Origin of the sequence: Streptomyces sp. R33, assembly GCF_041200175.1 — a bacterium.
Taxonomy (GTDB): domain Bacteria; phylum Actinomycetota; class Actinomycetes; order Streptomycetales; family Streptomycetaceae; genus Streptomyces; species Streptomyces katrae_B.
Genome location: NZ_CP165727.1, coordinates 6878608 through 6903245, shown reverse-complemented (window position 1 = coordinate 6903245; position 24638 = coordinate 6878608). Strand labels below are relative to the sequence as shown.

The 24638-nt window shown below is 70.2% G+C and carries 25 protein-coding genes; all 25 read right to left on the bottom strand.

The genetic code is table 11. The features are described 5' to 3' along the window. Positions 1–13: 13 nt before the first annotated feature. The 25 genes from AB5J51_RS31790 to AB5J51_RS31670 all read right to left on the bottom strand — a co-directional run bounded on the left by AB5J51_RS31790 (position 14) and on the right by AB5J51_RS31670 (position 24513). Complete coding sequence (locus tag AB5J51_RS31790; protein WP_053788952.1) at positions 14–661, bottom strand: TMEM175 family protein; 648 nt, start codon at positions 659–661, stop codon at positions 14–16. Between the two features lie 117 nt (positions 662–778). Continuing rightward, entirely contained in the window at positions 779–1120 is a 342-nt protein-coding gene (locus AB5J51_RS31785; RefSeq protein WP_030656331.1) for a nuclear transport factor 2 family protein, read from the bottom strand. A 15-nt stretch (positions 1121–1135) separates the two neighbouring features. After that, the gene (locus AB5J51_RS31780; RefSeq protein ID WP_369779182.1) at positions 1136–2650 is read right to left on the bottom strand and encodes an ATP-binding protein; all 1515 of its coding nucleotides are present in this window, start codon (positions 2648–2650) and stop codon (positions 1136–1138) included. Then, positions 2647–3912: an MFS transporter gene (locus tag AB5J51_RS31775; RefSeq protein ID WP_369779181.1), complete on the bottom strand. Its 1266-nt coding sequence runs from the start codon at positions 3910–3912 to the stop codon at positions 2647–2649. The genes AB5J51_RS31780 and AB5J51_RS31775 overlap by 4 nt, the downstream gene beginning before the upstream one ends. Positions 3913–3937: 25 nt before the next feature. After that, positions 3938–4762 (bottom strand): xanthine dehydrogenase family protein subunit M, encoded by an 825-nt coding sequence (locus AB5J51_RS31770; RefSeq protein WP_166663197.1) that lies wholly within the window; start codon positions 4760–4762, stop codon positions 3938–3940. Then, positions 4759–7164 (bottom strand): xanthine dehydrogenase family protein molybdopterin-binding subunit, encoded by a 2406-nt coding sequence (locus AB5J51_RS31765; protein WP_369779180.1) that lies wholly within the window; start codon positions 7162–7164, stop codon positions 4759–4761. Before AB5J51_RS31765 ends, AB5J51_RS31770 begins: the two co-directional genes overlap by 4 nt. 5 nt (positions 7165–7169) lie before the next feature. After that, positions 7170–7721 carry a (2Fe-2S)-binding protein gene (locus AB5J51_RS31760; RefSeq protein ID WP_240805299.1) on the bottom strand — a complete coding sequence of 184 codons (552 nt, stop codon included), beginning with the start codon at positions 7719–7721 and terminating at the stop codon, positions 7170–7172. Between the two features lie 2 nt (positions 7722–7723). Beyond that, positions 7724–8338: an NADPH-dependent F420 reductase gene (locus tag AB5J51_RS31755; RefSeq protein ID WP_369779179.1), complete on the bottom strand. Its 615-nt coding sequence runs from the start codon at positions 8336–8338 to the stop codon at positions 7724–7726. A 73-nt stretch (positions 8339–8411) separates the two neighbouring features. Then, on the bottom strand, positions 8412–9896 hold the full coding sequence (locus tag AB5J51_RS31750; protein WP_053788945.1) for an aldehyde dehydrogenase: 1485 nt from the start codon (positions 9894–9896) through the stop codon (positions 8412–8414). 33 nt (positions 9897–9929) lie between these two features. After that, a complete protein-coding gene (locus tag AB5J51_RS31745; protein ID WP_053788944.1) occupies positions 9930–10670 on the bottom strand; it encodes a type 1 glutamine amidotransferase domain-containing protein in 741 nt (246 codons plus the stop codon). Between the two features lie 71 nt (positions 10671–10741). Further along, entirely contained in the window at positions 10742–11485 is a 744-nt protein-coding gene (locus tag AB5J51_RS31740; RefSeq protein WP_053788943.1) for a MinD/ParA family protein, read from the bottom strand. Then, entirely contained in the window at positions 11485–12750 is a 1266-nt protein-coding gene (locus tag AB5J51_RS31735) for a PP2C family protein-serine/threonine phosphatase (protein WP_053788942.1), read from the bottom strand. Before AB5J51_RS31735 ends, AB5J51_RS31740 begins: the two co-directional genes overlap by 1 nt. Then, the gene (locus tag AB5J51_RS31730; RefSeq protein ID WP_234382568.1) at positions 12732–13196 is read right to left on the bottom strand and encodes an anti-sigma regulatory factor; all 465 of its coding nucleotides are present in this window, start codon (positions 13194–13196) and stop codon (positions 12732–12734) included. The genes AB5J51_RS31735 and AB5J51_RS31730 overlap by 19 nt, the downstream gene beginning before the upstream one ends. A gap of 5 nt (positions 13197–13201) precedes the next feature. Then, positions 13202–13513: an STAS domain-containing protein gene (locus AB5J51_RS31725; protein ID WP_030298794.1), complete on the bottom strand. Its 312-nt coding sequence runs from the start codon at positions 13511–13513 to the stop codon at positions 13202–13204. 52 nt (positions 13514–13565) lie between these two features. Continuing rightward, the gene (gene glgX, locus AB5J51_RS31720; protein WP_136224333.1) at positions 13566–15701 is read right to left on the bottom strand and encodes a glycogen debranching protein GlgX; all 2136 of its coding nucleotides are present in this window, start codon (positions 15699–15701) and stop codon (positions 13566–13568) included. Beyond that, complete coding sequence (locus AB5J51_RS31715) at positions 15698–16075, bottom strand: STAS domain-containing protein (protein WP_053788940.1); 378 nt, start codon at positions 16073–16075, stop codon at positions 15698–15700. The genes glgX and AB5J51_RS31715 overlap by 4 nt, the downstream gene beginning before the upstream one ends. 41 nt (positions 16076–16116) lie before the next feature. Further along, complete coding sequence (locus AB5J51_RS31710) at positions 16117–17937, bottom strand: AGE family epimerase/isomerase (protein WP_133898584.1); 1821 nt, start codon at positions 17935–17937, stop codon at positions 16117–16119. Between the two features lies 1 nt (position 17938). Further along, the gene (locus AB5J51_RS31705; RefSeq protein ID WP_030298787.1) at positions 17939–18370 is read right to left on the bottom strand and encodes a VOC family protein; all 432 of its coding nucleotides are present in this window, start codon (positions 18368–18370) and stop codon (positions 17939–17941) included. Then, the gene (locus AB5J51_RS31700) at positions 18370–18981 is read right to left on the bottom strand and encodes a DJ-1/PfpI family protein (protein ID WP_030298786.1); all 612 of its coding nucleotides are present in this window, start codon (positions 18979–18981) and stop codon (positions 18370–18372) included. Before AB5J51_RS31700 ends, AB5J51_RS31705 begins: the two co-directional genes overlap by 1 nt. After that, positions 18974–20587 carry a GMC family oxidoreductase gene (locus AB5J51_RS31695; protein WP_369779178.1) on the bottom strand — a complete coding sequence of 538 codons (1614 nt, stop codon included), beginning with the start codon at positions 20585–20587 and terminating at the stop codon, positions 18974–18976. The genes AB5J51_RS31700 and AB5J51_RS31695 overlap by 8 nt, the downstream gene beginning before the upstream one ends. A gap of 13 nt (positions 20588–20600) precedes the next feature. Next, complete coding sequence (locus AB5J51_RS31690; RefSeq protein WP_078987672.1) at positions 20601–20981, bottom strand: nuclear transport factor 2 family protein; 381 nt, start codon at positions 20979–20981, stop codon at positions 20601–20603. A 13-nt stretch (positions 20982–20994) separates the two neighbouring features. Continuing rightward, positions 20995–21450, bottom strand: a complete 456-nt coding sequence (locus AB5J51_RS31685) for a nuclear transport factor 2 family protein (protein ID WP_053788936.1) — start codon at positions 21448–21450, stop codon at positions 20995–20997. 29 nt (positions 21451–21479) lie between these two features. Further along, the gene (locus tag AB5J51_RS31680; protein ID WP_053788935.1) at positions 21480–21911 is read right to left on the bottom strand and encodes a nuclear transport factor 2 family protein; all 432 of its coding nucleotides are present in this window, start codon (positions 21909–21911) and stop codon (positions 21480–21482) included. 58 nt (positions 21912–21969) lie between these two features. Then, the gene (locus tag AB5J51_RS31675; RefSeq protein ID WP_369779177.1) at positions 21970–23613 is read right to left on the bottom strand and encodes a thiamine pyrophosphate-binding protein; all 1644 of its coding nucleotides are present in this window, start codon (positions 23611–23613) and stop codon (positions 21970–21972) included. A gap of 75 nt (positions 23614–23688) precedes the next feature. After that, on the bottom strand, positions 23689–24513 hold the full coding sequence (locus AB5J51_RS31670; RefSeq protein ID WP_053788933.1) for a type 1 glutamine amidotransferase domain-containing protein: 825 nt from the start codon (positions 24511–24513) through the stop codon (positions 23689–23691). Positions 24514–24638 lie beyond the last annotated feature (125 nt).

Genomic DNA, 24638 nt, shown 5'->3' with positions numbered 1-24638 from the left:
TAGGCCACGGCGGCTACTTCCTGAGGTCGCTGGCAGATTCGAGCCGCTCTTCCTCTACCACGAGGGGGATGGGGATCTGGTTCGCCGCATAGTAGAGCGCGATCAGGAAGTGTGCGACGAGAGTGAGCGGTGCGGAGAAGAAGGACAGGAGAACCGTCAGGGGGTAGGCCACGGCGCCGAGGCCGAAGCGGACGCGGGTGGCCCGGGCACCGTCCCTGTCCACCCGTTCGTGGAACAAGTGGCCGACGCGGGTGACGTACCACCAGAAGGCCAGGAACGCCAGCGCGTAGACGACGGTGACCGAACTGTAGAGGATCGCGGCGGCGTTGGCGGAGCCGCCTTCCTCGACGAGGTGCTCGGCGAGCACGGTGGTGGTGTACGGAATCACCGACACCACCATCAGCACCATGAGATTCAGGAACAACAGCGGCCTGTCCACCCGCTTGAGGTGACTGAAGATGGTGTGGTGGTTCACCCACATCACGCCGATGATGAGGAAACTCACCACGTATGCGGCGTAGTGCGGCCACTGTTCCCACACGCCGTGCCAGAAGTCAGATCCCGTTTCTTCCGGAACTTTCAGTTCCAGAACGAGAATCGTGATGACGATGGCGAATACCCCGTCACTGAATGCCTCGACACGTCCGGTTTCGCGTTCCATGACCTCCCCTTTGCCATTTCACCAGCGAGGCCCTCGCCGCGGTCTCCGGCGGGGCCTGCACGTACGGGGAGAGCGCTGCCTTCGCTCTCCCCGCACACGCTACCCAGATATCGGTGGTCAGCCGCCGAAACCAGCGGTCTGGCGCCAGATCCGGCCATCGCGGACCACAAGTGTCCCGAACGCGTGCTCCGGTTCACCGTTCAGATTCATGATCGCGCGGTAGAAGATCGTGTCCTCGGTCTCGATGTACTCCTGGAGTTCCACCAGCGTGGGCTTCACCGTCAGGTAGCCCGTGAACGTCTCGCGCACGGCCTCGATCCCGACCGAGACTCCCTCGAAGCGCAGCAGGACGGCGTCGTCGGTGTAGTTCTTCATCACCGCCTCGATGTCCAGGGCGGCCAGGGCCTCCATCTGGCGGACGAACACCGGGTGCAGCTTGGAGATGTCGTACTTGGCCATGTCGACTCCATTCATTCAACTGGTGGTGGAGCGGGTGGAGGTGGGTTGATCAGGTGTTTCGGCGCAGGCGGCGGCCGTGGTGAGCGGCAGCCGTACGACCATCCGGGTCTCGCCGGGACGCGAGCGGGCGGTGATCGACCCGTGGTGGCGCTGGGTCACGATGCGGTAGCTGAGGTGCAGTCCGAGGCCCGTGCCCTTCCCCACGTCCTTGGTCGTGTAGAAGGGTTCGAAGATCCGCGGCAGCGAGTCATCGGGGATTCCCCGCCCGGTGTCGGCGACCTCCACGACGAGGCAGACGCCTTCGGCGCGGACCCGCAGGGTGAGCGTTCCGGCGCCCTCCATGGCCTCGGCCGCGTTGTCGACCAGGTTGGTCCACACCTGGTTCAACTCGCTCGGGTAGCCCGTCAGTTCGGGCAGGCCCGGCTCGTACTCACGCACGATGGTGATGCCGGCGAGCTTGGCACGCAGCACGACCAGCGTGTTCTCGATCCCGTCGGCCACCGCGAAACGCTGCTCGGGCGCCCGGTCGAGATTGGCGTAATCCCGGGTGGCGGCGACCAGTTGGGAGATCCTGGGACCGGCGGCGCGCAGTTCCGCGGCGAGCGAGCGGATCTCCAGCAGGGCCGCCAGGTGGTCCAGGGCCGCGGGCAGGGCCGTCTCCCCGACCCCTTCCAGCCGCTCCAGCAGCCAGCCCAGCTCCAGCCCGAGGTCCGAGATCCCCGAGCCGAGCAGTCCGGGCCGTTCGGTGCCCGCCTCCTCGGCCCAGTCGGCGATCTCCTCCTCGGCGTCTGCCTGGGCGAACGGATCGGTCGTGACCGGCGGCGGCAGCTTGTCGAGCTCCTCGGAGAGCCGGTCGAAGACCGAGCGCTCCGCGCCCGTCGCGGCGGCGCCCCAGGCCTGGGCGGTCCGGGTGAGCCCCTCCAGGGCCGGTGCCAGCTCCTGGGCGGCCCGGGCCACGGCGGCCGCCGGGTTGTTCAGCTCGTGCGCGAGGCCTGCGGCCAGGGTGCCGAGCGCCTCGACGGTGGCCCGCTTGCGGGCCTGCACCTCGGAGGACTTGATCCGCCAGGCCAGCACCGGGATCAGGACGGCCGCCACGCCGTGGCAGCGGGTCAGCATCTCGAAGAACACCGGCTTCGGGTACGCGACGACGGTGGTCGCCGGCCCGCTCGCGGAGGCGGTGGCCACGTACGCGCCGTCCGTCAGCAGCGGCAGCTCGCCGGTGAAGCGGTGCGCGGCGGAGGGCTTTCCGTCGTGCTCCTCGGCGGCGGCGCTCCCCTCCTCGGTGGAGTGCCGGGTGAGCACCTCCTCCCGACCGTCGACGACCTTGGTGACGACCAGCCCGCCCTCGAGCAGGACGTGGAAACCGGTGGCCTCCTCGCCGTCGCGGAAGAGGACCTCCCCGTCGGCGAGCACCCGGGGCTCGGAGACGGAGGCCAGCCAGTCCAGCTGCTCCTCGGTGAGCCCGGCGAAGATCTCCAGGGCGAGCAGGGCCGACCGCAGCTCGGCGGTGCTCATGTCGGCAGCCTTCATGTGGTGCTCCCTTCGGCCCGGGTGCGGGCGGCGAGCCGCAGCGTGACGAACAGGGCCAGCGCGCACACCCCGGCGACGGCGGCCATGAATCCGACCGAGGTGCGGTGCAGTCCGTGGATGTTGGTGAGCATTCCGGCGAGCACGGCCGGCACGCTCATCGCGAGGTACGCGAAAACGTAGACGGCGGCGGTCAGTTCGCCGCGGTGCGCCGGCTCGGCCAGCGCGCTCAGCGCCCGGAACGAGCCGAGGAACGCCGCGCCCCAGCCGCTGCCGAGCACGGCCGTGGCCACGAGGAACACGGGGGCCGAGCCGAGGCCCAGTGCGAGCAGCACGAGGCCGAGCCCGGCCAACAGCCCGCACAGGCCCAGGACGGCGGTGCGCAGGGCCTCGGTACGGCCCAGCAGCAGCTGCGCCGCGGTGGCGGCGCCCGCGAGCAGGGCCACGGTGGCCCCGCCGACGAGGTAGTTGCTGCTCTGCAGCAGGGACAGGGCCAGGTGCGGCCCGAGGGAGAGGTAGAAGCCGCCGACCGACCAGACGGCGACGATGGTCAGGACGAGGATCGCGAACCGGCCCCGTACGGCGGCCGGGACGTGGATCCGGCGTGCGCTGATCCGCATCCGGCCCCCGGAGCGGGTGCCGGGAGCGCTCTCACGCATCCGGACCACCCCCACCAGCGTGACCGCGAAAGCGGCGACCAGCAGCAGGTAGCTGAGCACGGTCGGGGCGGGTGCGTACTGGACGAGCAGCCCGGCCCCGATCCCGCCGAGCCCGATCCCCACCGTCGGCCCCGCGCTGTTGACCTGGGCGCCGAGCGCCGGCCTCGAGCGCGGGGTGAGTTCGAGCAGGGCCGCGCCCATCGCCCCGGTGGCCAGGCCCACCGCGAGGCCCTGCACGGCGCGGGCGGCCAGCAGCAGCCCGAGCCCCCGGGCCCCGGCGAACATCCCCATGGAGACCATCGCCAGGACCAGGCCGACGCCCAGCACGGGGCGCCGGCCCAGGGTGTCCGAGAGGGACCCGAACAGCAGGAGCCCGGCCAGCACGGTGACCGCGTACAGCGCGAAGACCACCGTGATCATGCCGGAGGACAGCCCCCATCTCTCCTGGTAGAGCACGTAGAGGGCGGAGGGTACGGACGAGGAGAGCATCAGCAGGACGAGGACGGCCCCGACCACCCAGAAGCCGGAGCCTCTGGGTGCCGCGGCCGCCGCCTGGGCGGCCGGACCCGCCGGTACCCCCGTGGTCGTCCTGGACAATTCGGCCACTGCGTCAACTCCCCGTGGTGGGCGGTCAGGCGAGGGCCTGGTCTGCCCTCTGCAGCGCGCGGGCGGTGAGCACCCCCGCGAGGTGGCCGAGGTACTCGGCCGAGGTGCCGCGCCCGGGGACGAACAGCTCCCTGGGCTCGGCGCGGAAGGCCGCGAGCACGGCCTCCGTCGTGTACGGGCCCCCGCGCAGCCGGTCCTCGACCCCGCGCAGCCGCAGCGGGCGGGCGGTGGCCCCGGTGACCGCGATGCGCGGCCCGTCGGGGGTGATCCGTACGGCGGTGGCGCAGACCGGGTAGCGCGTGGCCCGGTCGGCGGTCTTCTCGAAGGCGGCGGCCCGACCGGCGGCGGGCACCAGCAGTGCGGTGACCACGGACCCGGCGGGCACCCCGGAGGCGGTGAACTCCTCGGCGGCCACGGTCGACCGCCCGCCGGGTCCGGCCAGCTCGACCCGTGCGTCGGCGGCGATGGCCGCGACCGGCAGGTCGGTGGCGCGCCCGCCGGCGGCGAGGTTCCCGCCGGCGGTGCCGAGATTGCGGACCTGGGGGTCGCCGTTGGCCCGGGCGGCGGCCGCCACCTCCGGGGCCTCGGCGAGGAGGGCCGGATGGGCGGCGAGCTGGGCGAGGGTGGTGAGCGCGCCGATCCGGATGCCGTCGGCGGTCCGCTCGATCCCGCGGAGCTCCTCGAGGTGGCGTACGTCGACGAGGAGCCGGGCGGTGTCCTCCCCGGTGCGCAGCCCGGGCAGCAGGCTCTGGCCGCCGGCCAGCACCCGGGCGCCCCGGGTGCCGGACAGCAGGGTCAGAGCTTCGGCGAGGCCGACGGGCCGTACGTAGTCGAACTCGGTGAGGATCACTCGGCTTCTCCTCGCAGGCGGCGCCAGACCTTCTCGGGGGTGAGCGGCATGTCGATGTGCTGCACGCCCAGGTCGGACAGGGCGTCGACGACCGCGTTGACGACGGCCGCGGCGGGCGGCACGGTAGCGATCTCGCCGGCGCCCTTGGCGCCCAGCGGGTTGTGCGGGCTGGGCGTGGTGGTCTTGTCGAGGGTGAAGAACGGCACGTCGGCGGCGCGCGGCAGGGCGTACGTGGTCAGGTCGGAGCTGACGAGCAGGCCCTGTTCGTCGTAGACGGCGGCCTCCATCAGCGCCTGGCCGAGGCCGTGCGTGATGCTGCCCTCGATCTGCCCGAGGACGATCTTCGGATTGCCGATGTTGCCGGCGTCGTCGACGGCGGTGTACGCCACCACCTCGGTCTCGCCGGTGAGTTCGTCGACCTCCACGACCGCGACGTGCGTGCCGAAGGGGTAGTTGAAGTCCGGCGGGTCGAAGTGGGTGGTCTCGTCGATGGCGGGCTCGATCTCGTGGGGCAGCCCCCAGCCGTACCACATGGCCATCGCCATCTCGGAGAACGTCTTGGCGTTCTCCTCGTTGCCGTCCTCGTAGACCTTGCCGCCCGCGTAGACGACCTTCTCCTCGGGAACGCCCAGGAACACGGCCCCGGCCTTGACCAGCTTGGCCTTGACCTTCCGGGCGGTGAGGGCGATGGCGGGCGCGGCCATGCTGTAGGAGCGCGAGCCGTACGTGCCCTGCCCGTACGGGGCCTTGAGCGTGTCGCCCTCGTACACCTGGACCAGGGCCGGGTCGATCTCGAGCTCGTCGGCGGCGACCTGCGCGAAGACCGTGTGGTGGCTCTGGCCGGTGGAGGCGGAGCCGACGGTGACGGTGACCTCGCCGGTCGGGTGGACGCGGATGTTCGCGCTCTCCCAGGTGCCGCCGAGCATGCCCTCCTTGGACATCCGGGTCGAGGGGCCGACCCCGCAGATGGCCACGTAGGTGGCGATGCCGACGCCGAGCCGCTTGCCGCGGCTGCGGGCCTCGGCCTTGCGGGCAGGCATGTCGGCGTAGCCCGACAGCTCCATCGCCTTGTCGAAGTTCAGCTGGTAGTCCCCGGAGTCGTACGTCCAGCCGAGGCCGTTGTCGTACGGGAACTTCTCCTTCGGCACCAGGTTCTTGCGCCGGACGGCCGCCGGGTCCATGCCGATCTCGGAGGCGTACCGGTCGACGAGGCGCTCCATCAGGAAGGCGGCCTCGGCGCGCCCGCTGCCGCGCTGGGCGCCGAGCGAGACGGTGTTGGTGAACGCGGCGTACACCTCGCAGAAGGAGGCCTGGATGTCGTACATGCCGCTGATGGAGCGTCCCATCAGGGCGGTGGCGACACCGGGGCCGATGGTGGAGGGGTACGCACCCAGGTTGGCGTAGCTGGTGGCGCGCAGGCCGGTGATGCGGCCGTCGCGGGTGCCGGCGAGCACCACGTGCTGGCGGTGGTCGCGGCCCTGGACGGTGGAGTTCATCAGGCCGGTGCGGGTGTCCACCCATTTCACGGGCCGGCCGAGCGCCTTGGAGAGCAGCAGGACCAGCGCCATGTCGGGGTAGAGGTAGCCCTTGGTGCCGAAGCTGCCGCCGACGGTCGGGGCGATCACCCGGAGCTTGTTGAAGGGGATGCCGAGGACCAGGGCGGAGAGCAGGAAGCGGTGGTTGTGCGGGCCCTGCGTGGAGGCGTAGAGCGTGTACTCGTCGGTGGCGGCGTTGTAGTCGCCGACCGCGCCGCGGGGCTCGATGGGGCTGTTGATGGTGCGCTGGTTCACCAGGTCGAGCTCGACGGTGACCTCGGCCTCGGCGATGGCCGCGTCGGTGCGGTCCTTGTCGCCGCAGGTCCAGTACGCGTTCAGGTTGCCCGGTACGGCCTCGTGCAGCTGGGGCGCGCCCTCGGCGAGCGCCTCGTCGGCCCGGGTGACCACGGGCAGCGGCTCGTACTCGACGGCGATGGCGGCGAGCGCCGCGGCGGCCTGGCGCGGGGTCTCGGCGACGACCACGGCGATCGGGTCGCCGACGTGCCGGACGGTGTCGCCGGTCAGGACCGGGCGGGCGCCGGGAAGTCCGTAGGGGTGGGGCGGGAAGTGGCTCTCGACCCCGCCGGGGATCCAGATGCAGGGCAGCGGCATGACGCCGGTGAATTCGGCCGCCGTGGCCACCTTCAGCACGCCGGGCAGCTGCTCGGCTGCCTTGGTCTCGATGGAGAGGATCTTCGCGTGGGCCACCGGGCTGCCGAGGATCGCCATGTGGGCGGTGCCCGGGAGGTCGATGTCGGCCACGTACGTGGCCTCGCCGCGCAGCAGCTGCGGATCCTCGCGGCTGTCCAGCGGCTGTCCGAGCAGGCCCGATCCCTGGAGGGGAACGTCCCCCGTCACTGCGGTCATCTCCCTCACACCTCCTTGCCGGAAGCGGAGGCCGACGCGGACGCGGCGGACCCGGCGGACGCGGAGACGGCGGCGCCCTCGCCGATCTCCTCGGGGAGCTCGGCCCGGGCTGCGGAGCAGGCGCGTTGCACGCCCCGTACGACGCTGTGGTAGCCGGTGCAGCGGCACAGGTTGCCGGTGAGCCACTCGCGGATCTCGGGCTCGGTGGGCGCCTCGCGGTCGGCGGTGTTCTCGACGAGCTCGCCGAGCGCCATCACCATGCCGGGGGTGCAGAACCCGCACTGGGTGCCGTGCTCCTGGCGCAGGGCCTCCTGGAGGCCGGTGAGTTCGCCGCCGCGCTCGGTCACGCCCTCGATGGTGGTCACCCGGGAGCCGGCTGCCGACGCGGTGAGGAGCAGACAGCTCTTGACGGACCGGCCGTCGAGCTGGACGACGCAGGTACCGCACTGGCCGGTGTCGCAGCCGACCTTGGTGCCGGTCAGCCCGAGGCCGTCACGGAGCCGTTCCACCAGCAGTTCGTTCGGCTGCGCCGAGAACTGCTCGGGTCTTCCGTTCACGTTCAGTGAGATATCCATGCCAGCGCCTGCGCTTCCGTGAGCGGCCGGTTGAAAAGGGGCCCGCCGGGCTGCTGGAGAATTCCTCCGGAGTGCAGCGAGCCGGTGTCGACGGGGGCGAATCCCAGATCCGTGATGATTCCCGCGACGATTTCCTTTGCCTTCTCGTCGTCGCCCGCCGTGAAATGGGCCAGGCGTTCGCCCCCCGCGGTGCCGGCGACGGCGAGAGTCTCGAAATGCATGGTGTTCAGGGATTTCACGACGCGGGCGCCGGGATACCACTCGGCGACCAGTTCGCTGGAACTGCGGTCGCCCAGATCCGCGGGTGCGCCCGCGCCGCCGAACGCGTTCGTGGCGTCGACCAGCACCTTGTCCTGGACGGCCGCGGGCGCAAGGAGCCCGCGGATGCTCGCGTACGGCACCATCAGCACCAGCAGTTCGGCCTGGTCGGCGACCTCGGCGGGGTGCGCCGCCGAGGCCGCCGGACCCAGTTCGGCCAGTAACGGGCCGATGGACCGGGGGCCGCGGGAGTTGGCCAATAAGACCTCGTGCCCGGCCGCCACCAGGATCCGCGCGAGGGTGGAACCGATCCGCCCGGTGCCGATGATGCCTGTGCGCATTGCCGCTCCTACTCGGTCGCTCGGTCGTTCAGTCGGTCGGTCTGTTTCGGCCGGTCTGTCGCTCGGTCTGTCGTCAGTCCATGCCGATCCAGACCGACTTGGTCTGGGTGTAGCTCTCGAGGGACTCCGGTCCGCACTCGCGCCCGTATCCGGAGGCCTTGTAGCCGCCGTACGGCACGGAGGGGTCGTACTGGTTGTAGCAATTCACCCAGACCGTGCCGGCCTTGATCTGCGAGGCCACCCGGTGGGCGCGCCGCAGGTCCTTGGTGTGGACGCCGGCGGCGAGCCCGTACGCGCTGTCGTTGGCGATCCGGATCGCGTCGTCCTCGGTGTCGAAGGGGATGATCGACAGGACCGGCCCGAAGATCTCCTCCTGGGCGATGCGCATGCCGTTGTCGACGCCGGTGAAGATCGTCGGCAGGAAGTACAGGCCCTGGCTGGAGGCCCCCTCCGGGGTCCAGCCGGTGCCGCCGGTGCGCAGCAGGGCGCCTTCCTTCTCGCCGACCTCGATGTACGAGCTGACCTTCTCGAACTGGCCGCGGTGGGCCAGCGGCCCGAACAGGGTCTCCGGGTCGCGCGGGTCGCCGGGCTTGAGGGCGGCCGCGCGCCGGACCAGGCGCTCGACCAGCTCGTCGTGGATGGGACGCTGGAGCAGCAGCCGGGAGCCGGCGGTGCAGATCTCGCCCTTGTTGTAGTAGATGCCGAAGAAGGCGAGTTCCTCGGCGGCGTCCAGGTCGGCGTCGGCGAAGACGATGTTGGCGGACTTGCCGCCGAGCTCCATCGTCACCTTCTTCAGGGTGCCCGCCGCCTTGCGGATGATCGTCTGGCCGACCGAGGTGGAGCCGGTGAAGGCGATCTTGTCGATGTCGGGGTGGCCGGTGAGGGTCTCACCCAGTTCCACGCCCGGACCGGTGATGACGTTCAGCACGCCGTCCGGGATCTCCGCCTCCTGGAAGAGCTCGGCGATCTTCAGTGCGGTGAGCGGGGTGGCCGGGGAGGGCTTGTGGACGACCGTGTTGCCCGCCGCCAGCGCCGGTGCGATCTTCGTCATCGACAGCAGCAGCGGGAAGTTGAACGGGGTGATCGCGCAGACCACGCCCAGCGGCTCGCGCAGGGTGTACGCGAGCTGCCCGCCGGCCGGGGCCCGCGAGGAGCCGTCGACGCGGGTCACGGCGCCGGCGTAGTAGTGCATGAGCTGGGCGGCCATCGGGGCGTCGACCGTGCTGGAGAAGGCGAACGGCTTGCCCATGTCCACCGTCTCCAGCAGGGCGATCTCCTCCAGGTCGCGCTCGATGAGCTCACCGACCCGGTTCAGCCGCAGCGCGCGTTCCTGGGCGGACAGTCTGCTCCAGGGACCCTCCTCGTACGCCTGGCGGGCGGCCGCCACGGCGGCGTCCGCGTCGGCGGCGGTGGCCTGGGCCACCGGTACGATCTCCTGTCCGTCCACGGGGCTGATGTCCGGCTCGGTACGGCCGTCCTGGGCCGAAACCCATGTGCCGCCGATGAACAGCTTCCCGGGGTTGGCCAAGGGCTGGTCGCTGAGCGCGCGCTTGGTCATGGCTGCCTTCCGGTGTCGGATGCGGGGGCTGTGCTAGCCCTTCGCGAGCTGTGTCAGGAACGTCTCTGCGAGGGCTTTGGAGGAGTACGGGTTCTGGCCGGTGGTGAGCTTGCGGTCCACGACCACGTGCGAGTCCCAGATCGCCTCGGCCTTCTCGTAACGCGCGCCGAGCCGGGTGAGCTCGGCCTCGAGGATCAGCGGGAGCCGGCCGGCCATGTTGGTGACCATCTCCTCGCTGTGCGAGAAGGCCGTCATCCGGTAGCCCTCGAACGGCCAGTGGCCTTCGCCGTCGCGCAGGGAGAGCAGGGAGGTGTGGCCGTGGCAGACGGTGGCGAGCGGCTTGTCCGCGGCGATGGCCCACCGCAGGATCTGGGCGAGCTCGTCGGACTTGGGCAGGTCCCCGATCGCGCCGTGGCCGCCGCTGACATAGATGCCGTCGTAGTCGGCGATGTCCTTCTCGGTGAGGGATTCCACCGCGAGGGGGTTCTTGAGCTGGGGGGTGTTCTCGATGACTCTGACGTACTCGGCGGCGTTGGCCGCGTCCTCGTCCGGCGAGCCCTGGGGGCGGACCCACTGGAGGAACTGGGGGTCGATGCTGGTCTGGTCGACCGTCGGGGCCTGGCCCCCGATCGTCGCCACGTCCACGGTGTGGCCTGCGGCCTTGAAGAGGGTGAAGGGAACGACGAATTCCTCGGCCCAGAATCCCGAGGGGTGCTGTTCCCCGTCCAACAGATGGAGCGTTGCCTTGGCCGTCATGACGACGAGAATCTTCATGACTTCTCTCCTTGTTCTGGAATCGCTGCCGATTCAACACGCCCCCCGCAGGGGGCGTAAGGGGGGGAGCGTCAGGCGCGCGATACTTCGTGAGGTGCGTCCAACGCGGAGATGATGGTGCGGAATTCACCGACCAGGGGGTGGTCGGGGTGGGCTTCGGCGAATATGCGTTCACCGCACAGGGCGGCCATTTCCGGCACATACGGAAGGATTCCGGCCAGGGGGGCGCCGTACACCTCCTCGCAACGTCGGCGGACCGTTTCTCCGTCAATGCCTTCGGGGGCCATGCTCATGACCAGGGTCCGCCGGCAGGGCAGCCGCCCGGCCAGGGCGATGGTCTCCTCGACTCCGGAGAGGTCGATCCGGTCGGCCCGGGCCATGATCATCAGTACGTCGGCGCTCGCCATGGCGGTCACCGACTCGTTGTTGAGCCCGGCGTGGGTGTCGAGCAGCAGCACGTCGAGCGCGTAGTGGTCGGCCAGCCGGTCGAAGCCCTCCGGCAGCAGCCCCACGTCGTAGCCGCTCGTCATGAGGTCGCGCAGCGCCGCCGTCCCGGTCCGGGCCGGCACGACGTACAGCCCGGGCACGCCGGTCTGCTGGGCCGTGGCCTCGATCTCGCAGCGCCCGAGCAGGTAGTCGGCCAGGGAGGGGCCCGGGCCGAGCCGGAAGAGCAGGTCCAGGGTGGGCGACTGGATGTCCGTGTCGACCACCCCCACCCGGCGTCCCTCGCCCGCGATGAGCAGGGCCAGGTTCGCCAGTACCGAGGACTTCCCGGTGCCGCCGCGGTGCGAGTGCACCACGATGGTCCGGGTCATCAGGCCACCGCCGTACGGGCCGCCGCGGGCCGGTCCCCGTGCGGCCCCCGCGCCGCACGTGGCCGGTGCAGGGCCAGCATGGTGACATCGTCGTGCTGTTCGGCCGTGCCCGTGTGCTCCCGTACGGCGGTGTCCATCCGGTCGACCACCTCCCTGCCGCTCACCGGGGGGCCGGCGAGCAGCTCCAGCATCCGCTCGTCACCGAGGAAGCTGCCGGACGGACAGCGGGCCTCGGGCACTCCGTCCGTGAACACGAACAGGGTGTCGCCGGGGTTCAGCTGGGCGTAGCCGAGGGTGAACACGCAGTCCGGCAGCACCCCGACGGCCGGCCCGGTGACCTCCAGGGCGAGCGGGTCACCGCCTTCGGCGCGCAGCAGCAGCGGCGCGTTGTGGCCCCCGTTGATGTACACGAGGCTGCCGGTCAGCGGGTCGAGCACGCCGAAGAACAGGGTGGCGAAATAGCCCTGTCTCAGGTGGTTGCGGGTCAGGTAGCCGTTGGTGGCGGTGACCGCGTTGAGCAGCGGTGTCGCGCCGACCACCGGGACCCGCCGGCTGCCGCCGGCCCGTCCGGCGGCCACCAGGTGCTGCAGTCCGCTGTTCTCCGCGGTGTGCCGCAGCAGCGAGCGGATGAGCGCCATGAACAGCGCGGCGCCGACGCCCTTGTCGCAGACGTCGGCGACGACGAAGGCGAGGCGGCGGCCGCGGGAGATCTCGAAGACGTCGTAGAAGTCCCCGGCGACCTGCCGGGCGGGCCGGAACCGGACGTCGATCTCCCAGCCTTCGGGGACCGGCAGCGATTCCGGCAGGAAGCCGGCCTGGATCTCCCGGCCGATCTCCAACTCCTTCTCGTATCCCATGAGTTCGGCGCGGGCATCGGCTTCGCGCAGAGTGCGCCCGAGTCCGGCGCGCTCCGAGCAGCTGTGCAGCCGGGCCCCGACGAGGGCGGGCAGGAAGGGCGGTACCAGGTAGTCGTGGCCGAGCCGGACGTGCTCCTCCAGGGCGGCGAACTCCGTCACCGTCCAGACGACCACGATGGGGGCCCCGCCCCAGCGGCGCAGCCGCCGTACGGCGAGGCGTACCGACTCGCCGTCGGCCTCGGCCGGGGCGAGCAACACCTCGGCGGAGGGCAGCTCCTCCAGCGTGCCGGTGTGCAGCTCCGCCAGGGTGCGGGTGACGAGTTCCGCGTCCATCGACCGGAGCGCGTCGAGCAGCTCGGGCGGAGGCGGCGGGTACTCGTCGAGGATGATCACGGTCGTGGAGGGCATGGGTCCGTCCCCTCAGCCTTCACAGTCAGCGTGCTGATGTTGCGGCCGTCCCTGCGTTCGTAGCTGAATTCGTCCACGCTGGTCAGCGCCAGGTGGATGCCGAGTCCGCCGACCCGCCGCCGCTCGGGGGGAGTCCCGGGGGCGGGGGGCAGGCAGCCCTCGACGGGGTCGAAGGCCGGTGCGGAGTCCGTGATGGAGATCTGCACCCGGCCGGGACCGGAGCGGCCACGGACGGTGATCCGCCCGTCGCCGCCCCGGTATCCGTGCATCACGATGTTCGTGGCCAGCTCGTCCACGGCCAGCCGGATCCGGTACGCGGCGCCCTTGTCCAACGCCGCCCGGCCGGCCAGCCGCAGGACGAACGAGGCGATGTCGCCCAGTGCCCCCACGGTGGCGGGCACCTCCAGTTCGGCGGGCGTCCTCGCCAGTTCGACCATGTCACTCATGCGATTCACTCATCGGAGAGCACGATGCTGCGGTCCAGCCCGGCCGTCCGGATGGTCCGGGACACGGGCTCGATCGCGCCGACCACCTTGATGGTCACGTGGTCCGCCACCTTCTGCTGGGCGAAGACCAGGGACCGCAGTCCGGCGCTGGCCATGTAGCCGACACCGGCCATCCTGATCTCGACCGTGCCGGTGCCGTGCCCGGCGGCCTTCTCGATGGTCTGGTGGAACTCCGGCGCGGTCTTGGCGTCCAGCTCGCCCGCCAGCTCGATCACGGTGGTGTCGCCCTCGATGCTCAGGGACACGGAAAGCGGCATGTGAGGTCTCCTTCGGCCGTACGGTGGGAGCGTTGGGTCAGGGCAGGTGCGGCTAGAGCTCGGGATCGGGCGTGCGGCCGACCAGGATCACGACCGAGCGCGGACCGATCAGGTACTTCCCGGCGTTCTCCAGCTCGGGCTCGCCGCCCGGGGTGCGGATGTCGTGCGGAGCCTCGGCCCCGGTGTCCGCGAACAGGTGCCAGCTGCGCCCGTGCGGCAGCGCGGGCAGCTCCAGGTCGTGCGGCTCCCAGTGCGAGTTCATGGCCACGTACACCACGTCGTCGTCCCCGGTGCCGCAGCGGGCCACCGCCAGCAGCCGGCTCTCCGCCGACCAGTCGGGCTGCCAGGCCCGCTCGCCGTGCCAGCTGATGTCCGGCAGTCCGAGGCTCTCGCGGACCTGGCCGGTGGGGTGGGAGGTGGAGCGCAGTTCGCGGTGGTGCCCGCGGAAGGCGATCATCTCCCGGGTGAACCGGAGCAGTTCGGCGTTGTCGTCGACCTGGCTCCAGTCGAACCAGGACAGCTCGTTGTCCTGGCAGTACGTGTTGTTGTTGCCCTGCTGGGTGCGCGCGACCTCGTCGCCGGCCAGCAGCATCGGGATGCCCTGGCTGGTGAAGAGGATGGCCAGGGCGTTCTTCATCTGCCGCAGCCGCAGCCGGTTGACCTCGGGGTCGTCCGTCGGTCCTTCGGCCCCGCAGTTCCAGCTGTTGTTGTCGTTGGCCCCGTCGTTGTTGCCCTCGCCGTTCGCCTCGTTGTGCTTGTCGTTGTACGAGACGAGGTCGGCCAGGGTGAAACCGTCGTGGGCCGTGAGGAAGTTGACCGAGGCGGAGGTGCCGCGGCTCGAGTACAGGTCGGGCGAGCCGGCGATCCGGGTGGCGAGCTCCCCGGTCACCCCGGGGTCGCCCTTGAGGAAGCTGCGCACGGTGTCGCGGTACTTCCCGTTCCACTCCGCCCAGCGGCCGTACGCCGGGAAGTTGCCGACCTCGTAGAGCCCGCCGGCGTCCCAGGCCTCGGCGATGAGCTTGGTGTGCCGCAGGACCGGGTCGTACGCGAGCAGCTCCAGCAGCGGCGGGTTGGGCAGCGGAGTGCCGTCCAGGGCCCGGCCGAGGATGGCCGCGAGGTCGAAGCGGAAGCCGTCGATGTGGTAGTCGGCGACCCAGTGGCGCAGGCAGTCGAGCACGAAGTTGCGCACGACGGGGTGGTTGCAGTTGACCGTGTTGCCCGTGCCGCTGAAGTTGAAGTAGTACCCCTCGGGCGTGAGCATGTAGTACGTGGCGTTGTCGAGCCCCTTGAAGGAGATCGTCGGGCCCTGCTCGTTGCCCTCGGCGGTGTGGTTGAAGACGACGTCGAGGATGACCTCGATGCCGGCCGCGTGCAGGTCCTTGATCAGGGTGCGGAACTCGTCGCCCTGCATCCCGTAGCGTCCGGTGGCCGCGTAGCCGGCCTTGGGCGCGAAGAACGAGACGGTGTTGTAGCCCCAGTAGTCGAAGAGGTGCTCGCCCGTTTCCGGGTTGGAGCGCATGTTGTCGCTCTCGTCGAACTCGAACACCGGGAGCAGCTCGATGCAGTTGATCCCGAGCTCCTTCAGGTACGGGATCTTCTCCCGCAGCCCCGCGAAGGTGCCGGGGGCGGTGACCTGCGAGGACGGGTGCCGGGTGAAGCCGCGCACGTGGGTCTCGTACACGACGAGGTCCTCGGCGGGGAGCCGCAGCGGCGTGTCGTCGCCCCAGTCGAAGTCCTGGAGGCAGACGCGCGAACGGTACTGGTAGCCGCGGCTGCGGTCCGGCTCCACGCCCCACACGTCGCGGCCGGCGATCAGCCGGGCGTACGGGTCGGAGAGGACCTGCCGGGCGTCGAAGCGGTGGCCGGTGACCGGGTCGTACGGGCCGTCGGCCCGGTACCCGTACTCGATGTTCTCGTGGTCGAGGCCGAAGACCGTCATGGCGAAGACGCTGCCGGTGCGGAACTCCTCGGGGAATTCCAGCTCGGCCATCGGCTCGGGCTCTCCGCGCTTGAAGATGACCAGGGTCATGGAGGTCGCCTGGTCGGAGAAGACGGAGAAACTGACCCCGCCGGGGACCACGTTGGCCCCGAAGGGGAACGGCTTGCCCGCGCGGACGCGGTACCCGCCCACCTCGTGGGTCGGGTACGCGTCGACGCGCAGGACCTGCTCGGACTGGGCCTCGCTCATCGTGCGACCACGTCTTGCATGGGAGCGGCTTTCAGTGCCGTCTTGGACTTGGACTCCGCGGCCGCCGCCTCACCGCTCTCGAAGAAGTCGAGGAAGCCGGTGGCCGACATGACGAACCGGACTTCCTCGCTCACCCCGTACAGGGTGACCGCGACCCCGGCGTGCTGGGCCTCGCGGTAGACGACGAGCAGGGTGCGCAGGCCCGCGCTGGACACGTACGTGACGGCCGTGAGGTCGATGCGCAGCGGCCGGCCCTCGCGGACCAGCGGCAGCAGGGCCTGCAGCAGCTGTCCGGAGGTCTCACTGTTGATCTCGCCGGTGGCGACGAGGACGGTACCGCCCTTGTTGCGGCGTTCCTTGACGTTCAGAGACATGGCTTTGCTTCCCCTCTTGTCGGGGCGCCCCCCGTTGAGCGCTATGAAGTCACCGGGCGCAGCCGGACCTTGACCTTGACCCGCCCCTGGACGTCGGGCAGCCGGACGGTGAGACCGTCGGCGTCGAAGTCCCGGTACGGCTTCTCGTCGATCTCGACGGACGCGATCTGTACCGAGCCCGCGGGCAGCAGGTCGGGCGAGACGCGCAGCACGCGGTCGGGCAGGTTGGTCGGGTCGGGCTTGAAGTGGAAGTCCATTTCCCGCCCGTTGATGAGCAGGTTGTTGTAGACGGCGGACAGGTAGCAGAGCTCCGCCGAGTGGTACATGGACATCGAGTGGCTGCCCTTGAGCCGCTCCGTGCCGAGCAGGTACGGCGTACCGCTGGCGAGCACGTTGAAGTAGACGGCTCCCTCGTCGTGGTCGAGGAAGAACGTGTTGTAGAAGGCCTCCGCCTGCCGGGCCTCGCGCAGGAAGGCGTCGCCGCCGACCGTGCCGTTCAGGATGAGGTAGGCGAGGATCGCCTGCTCCTGCTGCCACCAGGCCTTGCGGTCGTGCCAGGCGAAACGATACGCCTCCTGGTCCCCGTCCTTCACACGCTCCACGACGTCGTACCAGCCGCCGCGCTGGACGTCGCTGCCGACCGCCGGCATGATCTCGCCGATCTTCTTGGCGAGCTCCTCGTACGCCGGCTTGGCCTTCAGCGAGTTCATCCGCATCAGGTTCCAGGCGATCTTCAGGTTGTGCCCGACGACCGCGCGGTTCTGCTGCCAGCTGTGCGCGGTGTCGTGCGACCAGTCGCGGAAGAAGCGCTCCTGGACGAACGGGCTGTTCTTGTAGTCCGGGAACTTGTCCGCGATGGTGTCGAAGGTGTACTCGAGGAAGTCGGCGTACTTCTGCTCGCCGGTCGCCAGGTACAGGTTGATCAGGTACGCGGGCGCGTGGTCGCCGACCGAGTTCCAGTTCTTGCGCTCGGCGTTCTCGCCGAGGGACTCGTGGTCCGCGCTGAACAGGATCGGGTCGATGTGCGAGTAGTAGCCGCCCTGCTCGCGGTCCAGGAAGAACTTGTCGAACAGCCGGATGGTGGCGTCCGCGTCGTTCTTGATCCGGATGTCACCGGTGACGCGGTACGTCTGGATCGGGCCCGCCAGCGCGTAGATCTGCTCGTACATCGGGATCGCGTCGTAGTCGTCGGAGAACTCCGAGGTGAACAGCTTGCGCTCGCTGTCCCCGTCGACGCTGATGCCGTGGTACCAGAAGACCACGTCCTCCTCGCTGTCCACGACCCGCATGTGCTTGCGCAGGTACTCGGTGCCGCGCTCGGCGACCTCGAGGTACTCGTCCTTGCCGGTCAGCAGGTAGGCCGAGGCCATGCCGTAGACGAGGCGGGAGATCGTGTCGGTCTCCTGGACGTGACTGGCGGTCTTGTCGCCGCCGAGCCGGATCTCGGTGCGGTACTCGGTGAAGTCCACCGGGCCCTCGCCGAACTGCGCCCGCTTGTAGAAGTCGGCCAGCGACTCGATCTGCTTGACCCACCAGCTGGCCTCCTCGAACCGGTAGTCCTCGGCGCCGCGGCCCAGGAACACCAGGCGCTTCGCCTCGAAGCGGCCCCCGTGCTCCGGGTAGTGGACGCCGTAGACGAAGAGGAACCGGCCCGGCGAGAGCATCTCGTCGATGTGCCCGGAGGCGTCGATGTACGGCTCGTCCAGGTTGCGGACCAGCTCGGCACTCGGGTCCCCCGCGAGGGAGACGTCGAACTCGCGGCCGTCCGAGGTCTTCAGCCGCAGCACGCGGGACTCGGAGTCGAAGCGGCCGACGTAGCCCGCGATGGTGTCGGAGAAGGAGAAGCTCACGGCGTCCGCCATGTCATGCACCGTCCTTGTCGTGTGAGCGGTCGTCCTCGAATCCCTGACTGACCTCGACGATCACCCCGTCGGGATCGCGGACCCACACGGTCCGCCAGCCGCAGATGAAGTCGTCGAAGTCCAGCGGGCCCAGGGTCACTTCGGCCGCGTCGCCCAGCTCCGCCAGGAACGCGTCCACGCTGTCGGTCTGAAAGGCCAGGTGGCGCATCCGGCCCGGGGCCTGCGGCCCGTCGTCGTGCGCCTGGCGGGCCGGTTCGGTGCCGGCCGCGAAGAGCTCCAGGTACGCGTCACCGCGGCGCAGGAACACGATCTGCGCCTCCCCGAGATCGACCACCCTGGCCCGGGTGAAGCCGAAGTACCGGGTGTAGAACTCCTCGGTGGTCTTCTGGTCCGTGCAGTTCAGGCCCACGTGCGACCAGACCATGCCGGCCATCAGGCGGCCCCCCGGCCCCGCCCCGCCGCGATCAGCTCGATGATCCGGCGGGCGAAGAGGTGGTGGTGGGCGCCGGTGCGGCCGGTGACCAGGTCACCGTCGACCACCACGTCCTCGTCGACGTACTCGCCGCCCATGTTGCGGACGTCGCCGATGAGGTTGTTGTGGCAGACCACCTTGCGGCCGCGCACCTTGCCCGGGATCGAGGAGGCCAGCCACATGCCGTGACAGATGATCCCCTTGAGGACCGTCGGCTCCTCGAAGGCCCGGCGCAGCAGCTCGGTCGCCGGCGCGAGGACGTCGACGTCCTCGGTGTAGCGCAGCCGGTCGGCCACCATGCCCGAGGGCACGATGATCGCCGCGTACCGGCGCAGGTCCTCGTCGCTGAGCCCCTCCAGGGACTTGTCGGCGGTGAACGGCGCCCGGTACTCGTGCCCGGAGAAGGTGATGGAGTCGTTGCCCCACAGCCGGGTCAGGAAGTCGACCTCGGCGCCCTCCTCGGCGAACCGGTGCTGGTAGTAGAAGATCTCCGGCTCGTAGAAGTCGCTCTCGACCAGGACCGCGATCCGGGTCCCGCTCAGCGCACCCTCGCGCAGTACGACGTCAGGCACGGGACACCCCCCTCAGGAAGTCCGCCGCGCGCTCGGCGATCATCGCGATGGCGGTGTGGCAGTTGCCCGACGGGACCGCGGGCATCACGCTGGCGTCGACGACGCGCAGGTTGCGTACGCCGTGCACGCGCAGCTCGGGGTCGACGACCGAGAGGTCGTCGATGCCCATGCGGCAGGAGCCGGCCTGGTGGTGGTAGCTCTCGGACTTCTGCTTCGCGAAGGTCCGCAGGTCCTCGTCGGTGCCGTAGCCGGGACCGGGCTGGAGCTCCTGCTTGTACCAGGGCGAGAAGGCCGAGGTCGCGAAGATCTCGCGGGCCAGCTTGATGCCCTGCACCATCCGCTCGAGGTCCCACCGGTCGCCCAGGTAGTTCGGGTTGATCAGCGGGTGGGCCAGCGGATCGGCGCTCGCGAGCCTGATCCAGCCGCGCGAGACGGGCCGTACGACACCGGGCAGGATGCTCACCGTGTTCGGGTGGTCCTTGCCGACGATCACGTCGAACGGCACGTGGACGAAGGCGATCTGCAGGTCGGGCGCGGGCAGACCGGGCTGGGACGAGAGGAACAGAGCGCTCTCCGACAGGTTCTGTGCCGGCGGCGGGAGTTCCTGGGTGACCTCGGCCATCAGCCCGGTCAGGACGTGGTTGTGGAAGTTCTCGCCGACCCCGGGCAGGGCCGCGACCGTCTCGATGCCGTGCTCGCCCAACTGCTCGGGGTTCCCGATGCCGGAGAGCAGCAGAAGCTTCGGGGACTCGATCGCCCCGGCGGCCACGATCACCTCGCGGCGGGCCCGTACGGAGTGCAGTCCGGGCTCTGCGGTGGCGCTGTGGCCGTCGCGCACGGTACGGCCGGGGAATTCGGCGGGCGGTGCGAGCTGCACGTACTCGACGCCCGTGCAGGTGTCGCCGTCGAAGAGCAGCCGGGTGCTCTGGGCGCTGGTGCGCAGGGTCAGGTTGGGCCGTTCCAGCACCGGCTCCAGATAGGCGGCGAGGGTGCCCTGGCGGCGCCCGTCGGCCACGTCGATGTGGTGCCAGCCGGTGCCGAAGAGGCCGCGACGGGGCCCGTCGGTGTTGAAGTCGGCGATCTCCTGGTGGCCGAGTTCGACGGCCGCGTCGATGAAGGCGCGGGAGACCGGGTTGGGGCCGTGCTGCCCGGCGTTGGTGATGCGCTGCGGGCCGCGGGTGCCGGTGGTGGGCGCGGTGGCGTCCTCCTGGCCCTCCAGGAGGGCGAAGTACGGCAGGACGTCCTCGTAGCCCCAGCCGGCGGCGCCCTGGTAGGCCCAGTTGTCGAAGTCCGAGGCGTGGCCCCGGATGTGCATCATGATGTACAGGTTGCTGCTGCCGCCGGGGGCCTTGCCGCGCGGTTCGTACGTACGGCGGCCGTCGAGTCCGGGCTGCGGGACGCTGGTGTAGCCCCAGTCGACGGGCCCGCCGAGCAGCTTGTACCAGGAGGACGGGTCGTCCACCTCGGGCGGGATGCGGTTGCCGCCCGCCTCCAGGACCAGGACGGAGACGTCCGGGTCCTCGGAGAGCCGGTTCGCGAGGACGCTGCCCGCGGTGCCGGATCCCACGATGACGTAGTCGTACTCTTCTCTGTCGGCGATCGCCACGAGTCGGCCTCCCTCAGCCCTGGCTCAGCACCTGGAAGGGGACGGTGTCGTGGTAGTTCGCCATGTAGGCGATCTTTCCGTCCACGATCCGGAAGAAGTTCATGACCTCGGCCTCGATCGCCTCGCCGGAGGCGCTGACGGCGCTGAGGTGGGAGACGGCCGCGGCCTTCTCCCCGTCGACGAGGAAGTGCACGGGCTTGTTCCGGAAGACGCGGTACATCGTCCCCATGCCCTTCATCATCGAGCGCAGGACCTCCAGGCCCTCGATGTGTCCGGCGAGCTGCTCGTCCATGACCTGGTCGTCGGCGAACAGGTCGCACCAGCGGTCCCAGTCCCCGGCGTTGGCGTACTCGTAGTACTTCTCAAGGATCTGTCGTGCGTCCACAGCGCTCATCGCGCTCCTCCCCCTATCGGTCCCGGCGGGTTCCGTCGGGCGCGAACGGCGCCCAGAACTGGCTGAATGCGGTCGCCGAGTCCCCGAAGAGCCCGTCACGGCCCTCGACGATCCGGCCGTCCCGCCACCGCATGAAGTGGAAGACCGGGTAGTCCATCCGCTCGTACGGCGAGCTGCTCCCCTGGTGCGCGCCGTCGCGCAGGGCGACGTTGCGGCAGACGTCGGCGCTGCAGTCCTCGCCGACGAGGACGGACTGGATGTCCATGCGGAAGGTGCCGCCCGTGAGCTTGTGGGTCTGCCCCATCAGCTCCAGGAAGGCGTCCAGGCTCTCGTACCAGCCGGCCAGCGGGTGGTTGCCCGGCACCAGCCAGCGCAGGTCCTCGGAGTAGTACTCGAGGATGCGGGCGCGGTCGCCGGAGCCGAGGGCGGCGTACGCCGCTTCGACCCGCTCCCGTGTCACTTCGGTCATCGTCGCTTCTCCTTCGCCGGCGCCCGTGCTCAGAGCGAGCCGGAACCGGGCATCGGGGCCAGGTCGTTGACGGTGTACTGCTTGATGAGCGGTCCGTCGGGACCGGCCACGACCGTCCAGGTCTGGTCGGCGTCGAAGCCGAGCCACTGACTGCGGGCCGCCGGCGGGTCCCAGATCTTGGCCTGCCAGTTGACGAGGACCCGGACGATCGCCCGGTCGCCCTCGATGACGGGCTCCACCTTGGTGACGGTGTGGACCTCGTCGAAGAAGCGGTTCGTGACCGCCGCGTACCAGCGGCCGAAGCCCTGGTGTCCGAGGAAGGTGTCCTCGGGGACCTTGAACTCCAGGTCCTCGGTGATGAGCGGGAGCACCCGGTCCAGCGGAAGGTGCTGGTCCAGGGCCACGTACCAGTTCTCCGCGAAGGTGCGGATCGCTTCCTCGGTCAGCCGCTCGGCGGGCATGCGGTCTCCTCCTGTCCGTGGTGGTGTGCTGTGCGGTGGGTCTGGTCGCAGCGGTGCGTCAGATCTGTACGTCGACGAGGAACGGACCGGGGTGGTCGAGCATCCGGGCCACGGCGGCGACCGCCTCGTCCGGCTTCTCCACCCGCATCCCCTCGGCGCCGAGCGCCCGCGCCAGAGCGGCGAAGTCGATCTCGGGGTGGGAGAGGTCGAAGGAGCCCGGGAAGCCGTGCTCCGGGATGTCCCGCTCCCGCCAGTACTGGGCGATGTTGTCGTCGAGCAGCCGGTACTTGCGGTTGTTGCAGACCACGAACTTGGCGTCGATGCCGTGCCGGACCGCGGTCCACAGCGCCTGGTACGTGTACATCGACCCGCCGTCGCCCGCGAACCCGACGACGAGGCGGTCCGGACGGGCCAGCTTGGCGCCGACCGCCCCCGGGAAGCCCACGCCGAGCGAACCGCCCCGGGTGAGGTGGTAGTCGCCGGGCCGCTCCGGCGGCAGGTACCGGGTGACCAGCGGCGAGGTGGTCAGCGCCTCGTCGAAGACGATCAGGTCCCCGCCGGTCCGCTCGGCCAGGGTCCGCAGGAAGACGGCCATCGGCGTGCCGTCCTGCTCGGCCTCCCCCGACCGGGCGGACAGCGCCCGCTCACGGGTGCGGGCGTCGAGCCGGGCGGCCGCGGCCGCCCGCCGCTGCGGGGTCAGCAGGCGTTCCAGTACGCCGGCCAGCGCGCGCAGCGCCTGCCGGGGATCGGCGGCCAGGCCGAGGTCGACCGGGTGGTTCTTGGCGATCTCGTACGCGTTCAGGTCGATGTGGACGACCTTCGCGCCGGCCCGGAAGGGGCTCTCCAGCTCGGGGAACACCTCCGGGAAGACGTAGGTGCCGACGATCAGCACCCCGTCCGCGTCGGCGACGAGCTCCTTGCTGTGCGGGCCGAACATGTGGCCCGTCTGGCCGCGGCGCAGCGGGTGCGAGGCCGCGATGTTCACCTCGGACGAGTCCACCTCGTAGACGTCGGCGCCCAGCAGCTCGGCGACGGCGACCAGTTCGCGCTGGGCCCCGGAGAGCGACACCCCGTCACCGACGAGGACCACGGGCCGCTCCGCGGAGGCGAGCAGCTCGGCCGCCCGGCCCACCGAGGCCGGCGAGGGCGCCACGTCCGTGAGGGGCACCGCGGCGGGCAGGACGGGCTCGGAGTTCAGCTCGTCCAGCACGTCCATCGGCAGCGCCACGAACACCGGGCCGCGCGGCGGGGTCAGGGCGATCTTGACCGCCCGGCGGATGGTGCGCAGTACGGAGTGCCGGTCGGTGACCCGCGTCGCGTACTTCGTCACCGGCTTCGCCATGGCCACCAGGTCGGACGCCATCTGCGCGTCCATCGCGTCGTAGCGGACCCCGGCGTCGCCGGCGACCACGACGAGCGGGGTGTGGCCGCGCAGCGACTGGTAGAGCATCCCGATGCCGTTGCCCAGCCCCACTCCGGAGTGCAGCTGGAGCAGGGCCGCGCCGCCGGTGGCCCGGGCGTAGCCGTCGGCGATGCCGGCGGCCACGGTCTCCTGGAGGGCGAGGACGTAACGGAAGTCCTCCGCCGCGTCCACCGCGTCGAGGAATCCCTGTTCCACCGTCCCCGGATTTCCGAACATCACATTCAGGCCGTCGGCCTTGAACTGCTCGATCAGCCTTTCCCGTCCGGGAGTGGCTTCCATGAATTCCCCCTCATTCTCACGGTTTCCGGATCACGGGTTTTCCGGATCATGGATTTCCGGTGGCGGGTTTCCGGATCACCACCCGTAGCGGGTGAGGCCTTCCTCCAGGACTTCCACGATCTTCTGCCCCGTGAGATACGAGTCGGGGGTGGAACGGCCGGTCACGAACGGGAAGTCGACAATCACCGAGAGCGGGTGGCCGAAGTTCCCGTGGTACGCCCCGCGCGGGCCGGTCGCGTCGCGCAGGATGTACTCCAGCGGGTACGGCGGCGGGCCCATGTTGAAGTCGGTACCGAGGAATCCGGTTCCGTCCTTGTAGTCGTACTCCTTGCAGTGGCCGGTGACGTGCTTGCCCCAGATGATGCTCTTGCGGTCGCCCCAGTCCCGGGCGAAGGCCAGGCAGGCCACGCCGTAGCACTCGGCCGCCACGACCTTGCCGGCCTTCTTGAAGGCCAGGATCAGGGCGTGCACGCGCTCGTTGTTGGCGAGGTCGACGATGGGCCCGCTGCCGCCGACGATGAGGACCGCGTCGTAGCCGGCGATGTCGGCCTCGAGCTTGTCCAGATCGCGGTGGTACTGCTCGAGCTTGCGCAGATAGCCCTCGTCGCTCGTGTACGGGCGCTCGGGGACCCACGCCTCGATGTCGAGCGGCGAGTCCAGCCGGCTCGACTGCTCGAACTCCCGGCCCAGCCGGGCGTTCTCCTCGGTGGTGACCGACCGTCCCAGTGGAGGATCGATGAAGTTCGCGTCGAGGCTCGGCGGAAGAGCGTGGGCACGCTTTCCGGTCGGCGTGGCGAATACGACTTCGTAGCCCCGCTCATCGAACTTCGATACGGGGCCTATCAGTTCTTCGGCCCAGTAACCGTGTTCGGAGACAATGACCAGAATCTTTCTGCTCACGGATTCCTCCAGGCGCCGCCTGTTGTCGTTGGCGTGACCCACACTGCTTGTGCCCGGAGCCTGCGTCAAAGCGCCCGTATGCGACTTCGTGAGGTAGGAAGGCAGGTCGCACGGGCACCTCACGT

Bases quoted from the DNA above. Each gene is read 5' to 3' on its own strand.
- AB5J51_RS31705 (WP_030298787.1), bottom strand. From the start codon at position 18,370: ATGGCCGGCATGGTCTGGTCGCACGTGGGCCTGAACTGCACGGACCAG.
- AB5J51_RS31715 (WP_053788940.1), bottom strand. From the start codon at position 16,075: ATGTCTCTGAACGTCAAGGAACGCCGCAACAAGGGCGGTACCGTCCTC.
- AB5J51_RS31680 (WP_053788935.1), bottom strand. From the start codon at position 21,911: ATGCCCGCCGAGCGGCTGACCGAGGAAGCGATCCGCACCTTCGCGGAG.
- AB5J51_RS31765 (WP_369779180.1), bottom strand. From the start codon at position 7,164: ATGACCGCAGTGACGGGGGACGTTCCCCTCCAGGGATCGGGCCTGCTC.
- AB5J51_RS31690 (WP_078987672.1), bottom strand. From the start codon at position 20,981: ATGAGCGCTGTGGACGCACGACAGATCCTTGAGAAGTACTACGAGTAC.
- AB5J51_RS31685 (WP_053788936.1), bottom strand. From the start codon at position 21,450: ATGACCGAAGTGACACGGGAGCGGGTCGAAGCGGCGTACGCCGCCCTC.
- AB5J51_RS31785 (WP_030656331.1), bottom strand. From the start codon at position 1,120: ATGGCCAAGTACGACATCTCCAAGCTGCACCCGGTGTTCGTCCGCCAG.
- AB5J51_RS31735 (WP_053788942.1), bottom strand. From the start codon at position 12,750: ATGCCCTCCACGACCGTGATCATCCTCGACGAGTACCCGCCGCCTCCG.
- AB5J51_RS31725 (WP_030298794.1), bottom strand. From the start codon at position 13,513: ATGCCGCTTTCCGTGTCCCTGAGCATCGAGGGCGACACCACCGTGATC.
- AB5J51_RS31755 (WP_369779179.1), bottom strand. From the start codon at position 8,338: ATGCGCACAGGCATCATCGGCACCGGGCGGATCGGTTCCACCCTCGCG.
- AB5J51_RS31780 (WP_369779182.1), bottom strand. From the start codon at position 2,650: ATGAAGGCTGCCGACATGAGCACCGCCGAGCTGCGGTCGGCCCTGCTC.
- AB5J51_RS31750 (WP_053788945.1), bottom strand. From the start codon at position 9,896: ATGACCAAGCGCGCGCTCAGCGACCAGCCCTTGGCCAACCCCGGGAAG.
- AB5J51_RS31740 (WP_053788943.1), bottom strand. From the start codon at position 11,485: ATGACCCGGACCATCGTGGTGCACTCGCACCGCGGCGGCACCGGGAAG.
- glgX (WP_136224333.1), bottom strand. From the start codon at position 15,701: ATGAGCGAGGCCCAGTCCGAGCAGGTCCTGCGCGTCGACGCGTACCCG.
- AB5J51_RS31745 (WP_053788944.1), bottom strand. From the start codon at position 10,670: ATGAAGATTCTCGTCGTCATGACGGCCAAGGCAACGCTCCATCTGTTG.
- AB5J51_RS31790 (WP_053788952.1), bottom strand. From the start codon at position 661: ATGGAACGCGAAACCGGACGTGTCGAGGCATTCAGTGACGGGGTATTC.
- AB5J51_RS31675 (WP_369779177.1), bottom strand. From the start codon at position 23,613: ATGGAAGCCACTCCCGGACGGGAAAGGCTGATCGAGCAGTTCAAGGCC.
- AB5J51_RS31710 (WP_133898584.1), bottom strand. From the start codon at position 17,937: ATGGCGGACGCCGTGAGCTTCTCCTTCTCCGACACCATCGCGGGCTAC.
- AB5J51_RS31730 (WP_234382568.1), bottom strand. From the start codon at position 13,196: ATGAGTGACATGGTCGAACTGGCGAGGACGCCCGCCGAACTGGAGGTG.